Origin of the sequence: Promicromonospora soli, from assembly GCF_014653785.1 — a bacterium.
Taxonomy (GTDB): Bacteria; Actinomycetota; Actinomycetes; order Actinomycetales; family Cellulomonadaceae; genus Promicromonospora; species Promicromonospora soli.
Map to the genome: position 1 here is coordinate 35224 of NZ_BNAS01000006.1, position 12710 is coordinate 47933.

At 71.1% G+C, this 12710-nt stretch carries 9 protein-coding genes; all 9 read right to left on the bottom strand.

Annotation, left to right across the window (positions count from 1 at the left end; genetic code table 11):
- Positions 1-26 precede the first annotated feature (26 nt).
- On the bottom strand, positions 27-1301 hold the full coding sequence (locus IE250_RS18405; protein ID WP_189670769.1) for a CheR family methyltransferase: 1275 nt from the start codon (positions 1299-1301) through the stop codon (positions 27-29).
- The gene (locus tag IE250_RS18410) at positions 1298-2353 is read right to left on the bottom strand and encodes a chemotaxis protein CheB (protein WP_189670770.1); all 1056 of its coding nucleotides are present in this window, start codon (positions 2351-2353) and stop codon (positions 1298-1300) included. Before IE250_RS18410 ends, IE250_RS18405 begins: the two co-directional genes overlap by 4 nt.
- Complete coding sequence (locus tag IE250_RS18415; protein ID WP_189670771.1) at positions 2350-4368, bottom strand: hybrid sensor histidine kinase/response regulator; 2019 nt, start codon at positions 4366-4368, stop codon at positions 2350-2352. The genes IE250_RS18410 and IE250_RS18415 overlap by 4 nt, the downstream gene beginning before the upstream one ends.
- Positions 4368-4814 (bottom strand): chemotaxis protein CheW, encoded by a 447-nt coding sequence (locus tag IE250_RS18420; RefSeq protein WP_189670772.1) that lies wholly within the window; start codon positions 4812-4814, stop codon positions 4368-4370. Before IE250_RS18420 ends, IE250_RS18415 begins: the two co-directional genes overlap by 1 nt.
- A 22-nt stretch (positions 4815-4836) precedes the next feature.
- Positions 4837-6561, bottom strand: coding sequence for a methyl-accepting chemotaxis protein (locus tag IE250_RS18425; protein WP_189670773.1), 1725 nt, complete (start codon positions 6559-6561; stop codon positions 4837-4839).
- Positions 6562-6759: 198 nt separating this feature from the next.
- Complete coding sequence (locus IE250_RS18430) at positions 6760-7584, bottom strand: EAL domain-containing protein (RefSeq protein ID WP_189670774.1); 825 nt, start codon at positions 7582-7584, stop codon at positions 6760-6762.
- A 3-nt stretch (positions 7585-7587) separates the two neighbouring features.
- Positions 7588-9561, bottom strand: coding sequence for a glycosyltransferase family 2 protein (locus tag IE250_RS18435; RefSeq protein ID WP_189670775.1), 1974 nt, complete (start codon positions 9559-9561; stop codon positions 7588-7590).
- A 165-nt stretch (positions 9562-9726) separates the two neighbouring features.
- Positions 9727-11316 carry a cytochrome b gene (locus IE250_RS18440; RefSeq protein WP_229872578.1) on the bottom strand — a complete coding sequence of 530 codons (1590 nt, stop codon included), beginning with the start codon at positions 11314-11316 and terminating at the stop codon, positions 9727-9729.
- Positions 11306-12697 carry an NAD(P)/FAD-dependent oxidoreductase gene (locus IE250_RS18445; RefSeq protein ID WP_189670776.1) on the bottom strand — a complete coding sequence of 464 codons (1392 nt, stop codon included), beginning with the start codon at positions 12695-12697 and terminating at the stop codon, positions 11306-11308. The genes IE250_RS18440 and IE250_RS18445 overlap by 11 nt, the downstream gene beginning before the upstream one ends.
- Positions 12698-12710: the final 13 nt, after the last annotated feature.

A 12710-nucleotide genomic window follows, 5' to 3' on the forward strand; every position in this document is an offset into this window, starting at 1 on the left:
GAGGGACCTCTCACGTTCTTGATTCGTCACGTTCTGGAGTCGAGCAGCTTGAGGATCTCGGTTGCCGCGTAGCCGTCGAGCCCGGCGGGCGTGTGGTCAGGGCCGGCGTCGACCAGGGCGCGGCGAGCCGCCGCGAAGGCGCGCCGCGCCGGACCGTCGTCGCCTGCTGCCTCGAGCGCCAGCCCGAGGTGGAGCTGGGCCACCGGGTTGTGCGGCTCCAGGTACGTCCACTTGCGAAACACCACCACCGCCGCGCTGTAGTCACCCGCGGCGATGGCGTGCTGGCCCGCCGTCTCCAGCTGGTCGGCCGGTCCGGTGGGCTCTGGCTCGGGCGCCCCCGGCGGTCGTTCGGCCCTCCTGACGGGGCGGGCGGGTCGCGCCGGAGCGGCGGGAGCTGGCGTAGCCGCCGGGGACGTGCGCGTCCGGAGCGGGTTCCGCGGGTGCGGTGTGGCCGTCGGGGCCGCGGGCCGTCGCTGGTCCGGGCGGGGACGCTGTGCTGAGGAGCCCACGTGGGCGGGCCGCTGGCGGTAGATGAACGTGTCGCCCACGCGGATGGCACGGAAGCGGTCGGAGACCTGCCAGAGCGTCTCGGCAGCGCCGACGACGAGCGTCGTGGTCGGGGCGAGGCCCCCGGCGATCCTGTCGAGGAACAGGCGTACCTGCTCCGGGGCAAGGTAGATGAGCACGTTGCGGCAGAAGACCACCTGGCACGGCAGGACCTCGGGCGGGAGCGGGTCGAGGAGGTTGTGGTGCAGCGTGCTGACCCGGGACCGGACCGTCTTGCTGACCTCCCAGCCGTCTTCGACGCGGGTGAAGTGCCGCTCGAGCCGGCTGGGCGACAGGCCGTTGACCTCGCGGTGGCGGTAGCGAGCGGCCGCCGTTCGCCGCAACGCCGCGGTCGAGAGGTCCGTGGCTACGACGGCGCCGTCGATGCCCTGCTCCTCCAGGAGCATCGCCAGCGTGTAGGCCTCCTGGCCGTTGGCGCACCCCGCGCTCCAGATCCGCACCGGCCGGGGCACGTTCGGCAGCACCTCGCGCACCAGCACGTCGAACTGCTCGGGATGGCGGAAGAACCCTGTCTCCTGCACCGTGACCTGGTCCATCAAGCCCTGGAGCGAGGCGGCGTCCACTGTCAGCCGGTCGAGGTACGCCGTCGGATCCTGGCCGTGACGCGCGGCCTCCTCGCGGACCGCCCGGCGCAGGCGCCCCCGCAGGGTCTTGTCCGGGCGCAGGCCGATGCGCAGGTGGAGCAGGTCGGCCACCCGGTCGATCACGGCCTCGAGACCATGGCTGTGCGTCATCCGCGCACCACCTCGCGCACTGCCCGCTGCACGGCGTCGGCCAGCTTCTCGATCCGGATCAGCTCGGTCACCGCGCCGACGCCGACGGCGGCCTTCGGCATCCCGAACACCGTGGACGAGGCCTCGTCCTGGGCGAGGGTCGAACCACCGCGCTGGTGGATCGCCAGCAGTCCCCGCGCCCCGTCGTCGCCGATGCCGGTGAGCAGCACGCCGATCCCCGCCGAGCCCGCGGTGCGGGCAACCGACCGGAACAGCTCGTCGGCCGACGGCCGGTGCGTCGTCGCCGGCGTCTCGACCAGCTCGAGCCTGCCGTCGGCCGCGTAGTGAAGGTGACGGTCGCCGGGGGCGAAGTACACCCGCCCCGGCCGCGCGGTCTCGTGGTGCCGGGCGGTCTCGACGGGGAGCGCGGAGACCCGGGACATCCACCTGACCAGGCTCGTCGTGAAGTCGGGATGCAGGTGCTGAACCACCAGCACCGGGGCCTGGAGCCCGGCAAGGCCCCCGAGCAGGATGGCCAGGGCGCTGGGTCCCCCGGTCGAGGCGCCGACCGCGACGACCGGTCGCCCGTCCGTGCGGGGCGCGGCGTCGCGTGGTGGGTCAAATGCATGGTTGCCCCGCGGATGCCGGATGACGTGGACCGTTCTGATCTGGCGGACGGCTCGCCGCAGCTCCGCGCCCTCCGCGGGTGTCCACTGCGGTGGCCGCGGCACGGCATCGAGGGCGCCTGCTACGAGAGCCGCGACCGCCGAGGGCGCGCGCCTGTCGCGGATGCGGGCGGACAGGATCAGGATCGGCGTGGGCGTTCGCGCCATGATCTGCTCGACGGCCCGCTGGCTCTGCCCGTCCCGGAGATGCAGGTCGAGGACGACGACGTCGGGCCGCGACGTCGCGACGAGCTCGATGGCCTCCGGGCCGGTGGAGGAACAGCCCGCGACGACGATGTCGCCCTCGGCCTGCAGGATCGACACCAGCTGGCTCCGCTGGGCGGACGCGTCCTCGACGAGGACCACGCGGATCTGGCCGGCTCTGCCGCCGAGGGTCCCGGCGTTCATGCCTTCACCCCCAGGAGGCGGTTCACCGCGGTCACGAGGCTCGCCTCGTCGAAGGCGCTCTTGATGATGTAGCCGTCGGCGCCGACGTCCATACCCCGCTGCTGGTCGGCGTCGCTGGCACGGGAGCTCACGATGAGCACCGGGGTGTTGGCCAGGCTCGGATGGGCCCTGATCGCCTCGGTCAGTGCGAAACCGTCCATCCTCGGCATCTCGATGTCGGTCACGACCAGGTCGCTGCGCTCCTGGCCGAGCATCCTCAGCGCGTGCTGCCCGTCGGTAGCGACCCGCACGTCGAACCCGGCTCGTTCGAGGATGCCGCGCTGCAGCTCGCGGATGACGAGCGCGTCGTCGACGACGAGCACGCTGCGCCGAGCGGCTCCGACGGCCTCGGCGGACGCCGTCGGCATGCTCGTCCGGCCCGTCCGACCTGTCCGCGCGGCCTGCTGGATCAGACCGGGCGGGTCGAGGACCACGAGGATCGACCCGTCGGGCTCCACGCCGGCACCCGCGACCAGCGGCAGGCGAGGAAGCACGGGGCTGAGTGCCTTGATGATCACGTCGCGCTGGCCGATCAGCCGGTCGACGCCGAAAGCGTGCCTCCGGGAGGCGCTGGCGAGCACCACCACCGGCCCTTCGAACGTCTCGCCTCCGGCGAGCCCGAGCGTCTCGCCGAGCGCCTGGACGGGCACCGGACTGCCGTCCACCCACACCACCGGCCTTCCCTCGGCGCGCGCGGCATCGGCAGTGTCGGCACGGTCAGCACCGGAGGGCTCCTGGGCCTGGGAGAGCAGCACCCGGTGGAAGGGCAACGCGAAGGGCCGGCCGGCGGCCTCGACGAGCAGGCAGCGGAGCACGGCCACGGTGATCGGCACGATGATCCGGAACTCGGTGCCGACACCGGGCTCCGAATGGACCTCGACTCGCCCATGGGCCGCCTCTACGCTGGCCCGCACGACGTCGAGGCCGACACCGCGCCCCGACAGGTCGGTCACGAACTGCGCGGTGGACACCCCGGCCTGAAAGCTCAGCCCGAGACGCTCCTGGTGGCTGAGACCCTCGGTGTCGATGCCGAGGCGGTTCGCCTCCCGTTCGACGAGCTCCGTGTTGATGCCCCGGCCGTCGTCGCTCACCGCGATGATCACCTCCGAGCCGAGCTGCATCGCGTGGAGGCGCAGCGCCGCCTGGGACGGCTTCCCGACCCGCTCCCGCTCCTCGGGCGACTCGATGCCGTGGTCGATCGCGTTGCGCACCAGATGCAGGACGGAGTCCGACAACCGGCGCAGCACGCCGCGGTCCATCTCGGTGTCCATGCCGGCCGCCTCCCACCGGACGTCCTTGCCCTGGGCGCGCGAGATGTCGCGCACCGCCCGGCGAAGCTGGTCGGTGACGGTGGACACCGGCACCATCTGCGCGCGCATCGCGTGGTCGCGCAGGTCGTTGAGCGAGCGGGACAGCTCGTTGAACTCGGCAACCGTGGCCGGGTCGACACGGAACCTGTCGTTGAGCATCCGCCCGACGCGCAGCTGGGCCGAGGTGGTCTCGCCGACGAGGCGGGCGAGCTCCTCCAGGCGTTCGGCGGGAACCATGATGAAGTTGGCTGCGCCCGTCGCGGTCGGAGGGGGGTCTGGTCGCGTGTCGGCGGGCCCCGGAGCCTGGTCCACGGCCGAAGGCTGGGCGGCCGCCGGCCCTTCGGCCTCCGATCCGGAGATGGCCGCGCCGAGCTGGTCGGCGCCTCGCAGGAGCGTGTCGACCAGCTCGGCGGTGACCGGTCGCCGCCCGGCCCGCACCTCCTCGACCACCTCCTCGAGGTCGTGCGCCGTCCGGCTCACCTCGTCGAGCCCGGCGACGGCGGCCGAGCCCTTGAGCGTGTGCAGCTCGCGAAAGACGGACCCCACGAGGGTCTCGTCGTCGGCGTCCTGCTCGAGCCGGAGCAGCAGCCTGCCCAGCTCGGCGAGCCGGACCTCGGCCTCCTGCGCGAAGAGCTGACGCACCCGCTCCGGGCTCATGCCCGACATCAGCCGTCCCCGTTCGAGGCCAGGTCGAGCCGTGCGGCCGGGTCCCGCACGCGTTCGGGGGACAGGAGCGCCGCGGGGTCGAGCAGCGCGGCCGCCTGCCGGCCCACCTGATAGAGCCCCGTGGTCCCCGGCAGGTCGGAGGGCCCGGCGGGCGTATCGAGCATCCGACGCTGAGGGACGCCGGTCGTCGCCAGTGCGGCAAGACCGTGCGCGCTGTTCACGACCACGGCGAACGCCACCGTCTCGACCCTCCCCAGGCCCAGCAGAGCAGCCGTGTCGAACAGCGGGACGATCTGACCTCGCAGGTTGAACAGACCGATGACGACCTGCGGCGCGGTCGCCAACGGCGTCAGGGTCGGGCCGGCGACGACCTCGCGTGCCCAGTCCACCGGCAGCGCGTGGAGGTCGGTTCCCACCGGGAGCAACAGGGCGTGGACGTCGGTCATCGGTGTCCCGGTCGCCGGCACGTCAGTACCGGTCCCGTGCCGCGGCCGCGGTGCTCTCGAGGTTGCCCGCGAGGTCCGCGAGGTTGCCGGCGGCGTCGGCGATCTGCTGGGCGGTGGCCGAGACCTGCCGGCTGGCGTCGCTGAGCTGTTCCATGGTCTCCACGACCTGCGCGGTGGCGCTGCGCTGCTGCTGGGTCGTGAGACGGACCTGGTCGTGGGCGTGGGTCACGGCCTCGAGCAGCACCAAGCCGTGCTGCATCTGCTTGGCGCCCTTCTCCATCGCGATGACCGTGGCGTTGGTCTCGTCCTGGACCGCCGCGACGATCTCGGCGATGTTTCCGGCGGACGCCTTGGAACGTTCGGCGAGGCGACGTACCTCGTCGGCCACGACGGCGAAGCCGCGGCCGTTCTCGCCGGCGCGGGCGGCCTCGATCGCCGCATTGAGGGCGAGCAGGTTGGTCTGGTCGGCGATGTCGTTGATCAGCTCGAGCAGGGCGTCGATGTCGTTGACGCGGCCGGCCAGCGTCAGCGTGCGCTCGCTCGACGTCGCGATGTCGCCCTCGGCCTGCTCGAGGTTGTCCCTGGTCTCGGCCGTCTGCCGGACGACGTCGTCGACGGTCTCGGCGATCGCCGCCGAGGACCGGGACAGCTCCTCGGTGGTCACCGCGACCTGGGTGAACGCGGCGCTCTGCTGGGTGGTGGTCGCGGCCAGCTCGTCCGACGACGCCGACAGCTCGGCCGCCGCCGAGTTCACCTCCACACCCGCGTTCGTGGTCCGGTCGGCGAACTTCCTGAGGTTTCGCGCCTCGTGGACGCCGAAGAGCAGGGCTGCTCCGATCGCGAGGACGATCCCGACCGCGAGTACCAGAAGGGCGTACTGGCGCTCGGTGGCCACCGGGGCGAGCAGGACGTCGGCGCGTTCCTCGGCGACGATGATCCAGCCCAGGTCGTCGACGAGGTCGTACCCGCCGATGACGTCGTGGCCGTGCGGGTCGGTGAACCGCGCGGCGCCGGGCTGGCCGGTGGTGGCCGCCTGCCGGGTTGCGGCGTTGTCGATGGTGGAGCTGAGCGCGCCGGCAGCCAGCATCGCGGTGTCGTCGGGGACCTCGGCCATCTCCTCGGTGCTGTGGATCAGACGAAGCTGCGAGTCCACCGTGAAGACCTCGCTGGCTTCCTCCAGCCCCGGGTCGAGCAGGTCGGAGAGCCGCACCGGGTTGAGGTTGCCGATCAGCACGGCCTGCGGGCGGCCGTCCTCGCCCAGCACCGGCTGTGCCATGACCCACTCGATGTGGTCGCCCTGCCGGACCAGCGAGGTCAGGACCGACTGGCCCTCGGCGGCACGCAGGAACCACTCCTGGCCGGACGGGTCGATCCCGGCGCCGGCTCCGCTGCTCAACAGCACCTCGCCGTCCAGGTCGGTGACCTCGATCAGGGTGAACTCGTCCCCGGTCTCCGCGACGTGCGCCAGCGCGGACCGGGTCTCCTCAGAAGCCGGGTCGGCGGCCGCGGTCGTGGCGAGGACGGTCAGGCTCTCACGCCGTTCGGCCAGCCAGTCCTCCAGGCGCAGCGTGAGGGCGTGGGCGACGCTCTGCCCATTCTGCTCGGCCGCGGCGGTGAGGCTCGTCGCCGTCGAGTTCGTCAACAGCAACGCAAGCACGACCAGCAGGGGCAGGGAGACGGACAGGACCGCCGCCGCCAGGCGGTAGCGATACCGCAGTCTTCGACGCGGTGACAGCCGGCGGGTCATGGTGCTGCTACCGAGTGTTGCGCGACAACGGGGTCAGTCCTTTTGCGCAATGGCGGCGTTATTACTTTTCGCTCGACGCTCGTCCTGAGGTGCATCTCAGATCTCCTCTGTCGCAGCCACTGTCTCGCGCCAGACGACTATTCGGACCAATCGGTAATCAGCCGGGCGTACCGCCAAAAGCCAGCATGACACGGGGCATCAATAAACGTCAGATATACGGCCCGACGGGATATTCGACAGCCAATGATCGTCGACTTCTGCCGCGGTCAGCGGTCGACCCAGGGCGAAGCCTTGAGCGGATTCCACGCCGGTTTCTCTGAGCAGCTCGAACTGGTCCGTGTGCTCGACTCCTTCCGCAACCATCGGCAGGCCGAAGGCACGGATGGTGTCCACCATGGACCGGAAGCGCTCGCGCGACGCCGTGGTCTCGACGTCGAGGTAGCTCCTGTCGATCTTCACGATGTCCAGGGGGAGACGAGAGAGCTGGGCGACGGTGCTGTGTCCCGTGCCGAAGTCGTCCAGGCTCAGAGAGACACCCATCCGCCGCAGCTCCCACAGGTTCGCCACGGCGAGAACGTCGCCGACCAGCACGGTCTCGGTGACCTCGACGACGAGCAGGCCGGGATCGAGGCCGCTGCGCCGCAGGGCGTTCGCTACGTCGTCCCGGATTCGTGGCGCATTGATGTGACGGCCGGAGACGTTGACGGCCATGGTCAGGGAGCGGGGTCCGTGCGTGCTGATCCAGGCGGCGGCCTGCTCCGTCGCGTTGTTCAGCACCCACGTGTCGATCTCGCAGATCAGCGCGGACTCCTCGGCAGCGGGAATGAACTCTGCCGGAGGAAGCAGCCCCAGTCCCGGCCGATCCCATCGGACCAGCGCTTCGAACCCCTCGAGGGCTCCGGTCCGGACGCTGATGATCGGCTGGTAACGCAGCACGAGCTCGTCATGGTCGACGGCGTGCGATATCGCGGTCTCGAGGTCTGACCAGACCATGAATTCCTCGCCGTATCGAGCGCTGTCCATGTGTCAAACATTCTCTGCGGGGCTGTGCTCCGCGATGAGCACACCGAGCGAACGAGCGGTACGCCGCCGCCGCATTGCGGCAACGGCGGGCACCCCCGCGGGAATGCCGTCGATTGCGCCTGGCGGGGTGTGGAACAGCCACATCGAGATGGCGTGGAATGCGGCCCAGTCGTCTTGGACGACCTTCATCGACACGATCTTGTCATGGCTCGACGGCGCTGTGACCGTGCGGACGACGGTCAGCCGCACGGGTGCGGCCCCGGGGAGGTTGAGCTCGACCACCTGGGCAGTCGGCGTCGTGCCCGCGGGAAACCGGACGGCCGCCCCGCCGATCGAGATGTCCACGAGCTCGCCCTCAGTGCCGTCGATGACCACCTTGGCGCGCACCGCGACGCGGTGCGCGTTGCGTCGTGACGTCGCGTAGGCGGGCGCCATGACCCGTGCCGCACCATAGACCAGGCCGATCCCGGCCAGCAGCAGCCAGACGCCCGACGCCACCGTCGCGCCGGCAGTCGCGCGCCAGGGAACCCAGCCCAGGGCACCGGCCAGCGCGTAGAGCAGCACCCCGAAGAGGATGGCGATCAGCACGGTCACGATGTGGGGCGGGCGACTCCGTCGTCGCAGGTCGGCGCCCGCCTTGGGGGTCACCGCGAACTTGAGGGTCCGCCGGGTCACCAGCCACCACAGGCACGAGAATCCCACAGGGATGCGGAAGATCCGCAGCGCGAACGACGTCGGAAGGTGCAGGTGGTGCCGGAAGAGCTGCCGCACGCCCCACATCCGCACCACGAACATCGCGACGAAGACGGCGGCGAAGACTCCTGGACCGGCGGTCGACGTCTGCGCACCACTGAGCAGGATCACCACTGGGAGGATAAACACCGCGACCGTGACGACCCCTTCCAGCCACCACACGGTCCCGCTGAGGTACTCGAAGTAGTTACGCCACGACATCCATCTCTTCGCGGCCCACAGCCGTTCCTTGGCGAGAACCTGCATGGAGCCCAGGCCCCACCGGGTCCGCTGCAGGAGGTACTGCTCCGGGGTCTGGGGCGCCAGTCCGACGGCCAGGGTCTGACTGTGGTAGACGGTCTTCCAGCCCGCGCGGATGAGGCCCAGGGTCGTGTGCATGTCCTCCACTATCGTGTCGGTGGCGATCCCTCCCACCTCTCGCAGAGCGCGCAGGCGGAGCAGGGAGGTGGAGCCGCACCAGAACGGTCCGGCGCTGTCGTGGTTGCGGGCCGCCATCAGGACGTGGAAGAAGATGCCCTGCTCCCCGGTGACGCCGTCGTCGTCGAACGCACCAGAGTTGTAGAACGTCTGGGGGCCTTGCACCAGCGCGATGTCGGGATCGTCGAACCAGCCCAGGGTGGCGGTGAGGAAAGTCGGCAGCGGCACGTGGTCACAGTCCAGCACAGCGATGATGTCGACGTCGCCGCCTCCGTCCGCGGCCTCCCGCGCCATGAGGTCGAGAGTGTGGTTGAGGTTGCCGGCCTTGGCGTGGTCGTGCACCGGCCGGCGGACGTAGCGGGCGCCGTACGCCCGGCACATCTCCTCGACCCAGTCCCGGTCGCCGTCGTCGAGCACCCACGTCTCATGGGCAGGTCGCAGCGCGCACGCTGCGGCGATCGTTGGCGCGATGACCTCCACCGGCTCGTTGTAGGTCGGGATGAGAACCGCCACCCTCATCCCGGCGGGAAGCTCGCTGACCGGCTTCGGGGCGCGGCAGTCGATGTTCCACAGCGTCACGATACGGATCATCAGACCCAGCAGAGGAAGCGCCTCGAAGCTGACCAGGATCCATGCCGCCGTCTTGTCCCATCCTCCGGTCGGCATGGTGAAGGTGACCCTCCACCACAGGTACGCCACGATGGCCCCGACCGCGACGAGGCCGCCGACCCTCGCGAGCCGGCGGCTGCGCGGTGACTCGGGTCGAGGCGCGCCCAGCAGGTACGCCCAGCCGGCCAGCTCGCTCACCGGCTCGACCGAGGCCGATATCCCTCGTGCCCGCGTCGGGATGTCTCTGAAGCTTCTGGCGGACCGGACCTTGGCCCCGGCGGGGGCAGAGCCACCGGTTGGGTTCCGATTCATGGGCGCCCCCTCGAGGAGAGATTTCACCCCCCACGGTAAGCGAGAACCGGTTCAGCGGCCCGACGACGAACCTGCCGACCGCGAAAGGTGGCCGCGCACGCCGGCTCGGCCCCGGGCGGGAGCGACATGCCCGGTGCCGAACCGCCGCGACAGCGCGCCGCGCAGCCGCTCGCGCCCGCTGAGGTGGCCGTTGCCGTCCGCGTGGCCCGGCGTGGCCGGAACAGGGACGACGGCGAGGCGCGCCCGCTCGGCGTCGTCGACCGCCTGGTGGACCTCGGCGTAGCCGCCGTTCGGCATCCGGACGATCCGGCCCGTCTCGTGCCCGTGCAGCACGATCTCGCGGTCCTTGCGCTGCAGGCCGATGCAGATGCGCCGGGTGACCTCGAACGCGAGTGGGGGGCCGACGAACAGCGTGACCTGCAGCGCAGTGATGACCGACTCGAAGCTGACACTGAACTCGGTGGACACGATGTCGGCGCTCGCGGCACCCCACAGGACTCCGTAGAAGAGCGCGCCGGCGACGCCGATCCCGGTACGGACCGGGACGTTCCTCGGCCGGTCGAGCACGTTGTGCACCTCGCGGTCCTGGTTGACCCACGACTCGACGTACGGGTAGACGACAAGAAGCCCGAAGTAGAGCCCGACCACCGCCATGGGGACCAGCGTCGCGAGGGTCACCGTCCACCCCATCCACTCGGTCTCCCAGCCCACCGGGACCAGTCGGAGCGCACCGTCGAGGAAGCCCATGTACCAGTCGGGCTGGCTGCCCGCGCCGACCTCGCCCACGGACGCCGGTCCGTACGACCAGACGGGGCTGATGGTCGACGTCGCACCGAGCAGCACGAGCACGGCGCCGGTGATGCCCCCCATCCCCGCGGCGCGGAACGCGGCGTCGGGCCACAGCCGCAGCCCGAGCGACGGGACGGGCTCCGGCCGAGCCTGCTCGGGCTGACCGTGCCTCAGCGCGAGCGCCGCGCGGGCAGCGATGACCACGACGATCAGTGCCGGAGCGATGGCCACGTGCAGGGGGTACAGGTTCTCGATGATCTGGCCCGGGAACGGCCCGCCGAACATCAGGTTCGCCGCCCAGACGCCGATGAACGGGATGCTGAGCACCACGCCCTCCACGATGCGGAGGCCCGTGCCGGAGAGCATGTCGTCCGGCAGGGCGTAACCGCTCCAGCCGGCGGCGAGAGTCAGGATGAAGGCACCGACCAGCAGGACCCAGCTCAGCTGCCGCGGCCGGCGGAACCCGCCGGAGAAGAACGTGACGAGCAGCTGCATGATGATCGAGGCGGGCATGACGAGCGCGGCCCAGTGGTGCGTCTGGCGCACCAGGAGGCCGCCGGTCTGCTCGAACGAGATGTACATCATCGAGGCAAAGGCCTCGGTCACCGTCGCGCCCTGGAGGGGCTCGTAGGGGCCGTCGTACGTGACGAGCTCGCCCGACGGCGTGTACGGGAACGCGAGCAGTATCCCGGTCACGGTCAGGACGAGCAGGCAGGCGAAGGTGACGACGCCGAACAGGTTCGACCAGTGCAGCCGCACCCGCCGTCGGGCGAGCGCGGAGGCGAGCGCGGAGGCGCGCGCCGGGGCGAGGGCTGCGAGCTTCGTGAGCCGACGGCGGCGGTCAACCGGCATGGCGCACCACGCTCAGCTCGGGCCGTGGAGCGGTCTCCTGGGCGGGCGCACCGGCAGCCGCTCCGGCGAACGGGTCTCCGCCCGCGAGGAACGCGGCCCGCGGCTGCTGCACCGTGGCGAGCGGGATGATGTCGCGCCCGAAGAGCGCGGCCGACGCCCAGACGAGCAGCACGCGGATCTTGCGCTCCCAGGTCGGCACGGCCAGCACGTGGTAGCCGCGGTGCATGAGCCAGGCCAGGACGCCCTTGATGACGAGGCGGCGGTACTGGAAGATGCCTTGCCCGATGCCGAGCGTCGCGACGGTGCCGAGGCTGTGGTGGATGTAGGGCCGCACCTTCTTGCCGCGCAGGTCGGCGACCAGGTTGGCCGCCAGGAGCTTGCCCTGGCGTACGGCGTGCTGCGCGTTCGGCACGGTCCGCGCGCCGGGCACGGCGGAGGCGAGGTCCGGCACGGCGGCGTTGTCGCCGGCGGCCCACGCGTCGGGGACAGGCGCATCGTCGGTGCCGACGCGGAGGTCGGCCCGAACGCGGACCAGTCCGCGCTCGTCGACCGGCAGGTCGGTGTTCCGCGCTACGACGGGGTTGCTGCCGTTGCCGGCCGCCCAGATCAGCATCCCGTTGCCGTAGGACTGGCCGTCGGCCAGGACTATCCGGCCGCCGGCGGCCGAGGTGACGTGGGTTCCGAGGTGGAGGTGCGCGCCCCGCTTCTCCAGGTGGCGCACCACCCAGCGGCCGGGCTCGTCGGTGACCTCGGGCAGGATCCGCTCGTTCGTGTCGACGAGGTGGAAGCCCAGGTCGTCGAAGCTGAGCTCGGGGTAGGAGCGCAGCAGGCTCGTGGCCAGGGACAGCAGCTCGCCGAACACCTCGACCCCGGTGAACCCGCCGCCGACGACGGTGACCGTCAGCAGCCGCCGGCGCTCCGGCCCCGGGGGGAGCAGCGCGGCGCGGTCGAAGGCGGTCAGGAGCTGGTCGCGGATCGCGACTGCCTCCTCGACGTGCTTGAGCCCGATCGCCTCCTCCGCGATCCCGGGCACCGGGAACGTGCGGGTCACGGCGCCGGCGGTGACGACGATCGTGTCGTATCCGATCTCGCGGATGGCGCCGTCGTTGGTGCGGACTGTGGCGGTGCGGTGTGCGTGATCGATCGACGTCGTGTGGCCGGCGATGATGGTGCTGCGGCGCAGATGCCTGCGCAGCGACACCATCACGTGCCGCGCCTCGATCGAACCAGCCGTGACTTCCGGCAGGAACGGCTGGTAGGTCATGTAGCCGTGCGGGTCGACGAGGGTGACCTCCGCCTCGCCTCTGCGGAGCTTCTTCTCCAGGCCCCACGCGGTGTAGAAGCCGGCGTAGCCGCCGCCGACGATCAGAATCTTCTCCATGACAACCTCCTGG

What these genes read in the sequence shown, in the direction of transcription:
- IE250_RS18405 (WP_189670769.1), bottom strand. Translation starts at nt 1,301, where the DNA reads ATGACGCACAGCCATGGTCTCGAGGCCGTGATCGACCGGGTGGCCGAC.
- IE250_RS18410 (WP_189670770.1), bottom strand. Translation starts at nt 2,353, where the DNA reads ATGAACGCCGGGACCCTCGGCGGCAGAGCCGGCCAGATCCGCGTGGTC.
- IE250_RS18415 (WP_189670771.1), bottom strand. Translation starts at nt 4,368, where the DNA reads ATGTCGGGCATGAGCCCGGAGCGGGTGCGTCAGCTCTTCGCGCAGGAG.
- IE250_RS18420 (WP_189670772.1), bottom strand. Translation starts at nt 4,814, where the DNA reads ATGACCGACGTCCACGCCCTGTTGCTCCCGGTGGGAACCGACCTCCAC.
- IE250_RS18425 (WP_189670773.1), bottom strand. Translation starts at nt 6,561, where the DNA reads ATGACCCGCCGGCTGTCACCGCGTCGAAGACTGCGGTATCGCTACCGC.
- IE250_RS18430 (WP_189670774.1), bottom strand. Translation starts at nt 7,584, where the DNA reads ATGGACAGCGCTCGATACGGCGAGGAATTCATGGTCTGGTCAGACCTC.
- IE250_RS18440 (WP_229872578.1), bottom strand. Translation starts at nt 11,316, where the DNA reads ATGCCGGTTGACCGCCGCCGTCGGCTCACGAAGCTCGCAGCCCTCGCC.
- IE250_RS18445 (WP_189670776.1), bottom strand. Translation starts at nt 12,697, where the DNA reads ATGGAGAAGATTCTGATCGTCGGCGGCGGCTACGCCGGCTTCTACACC.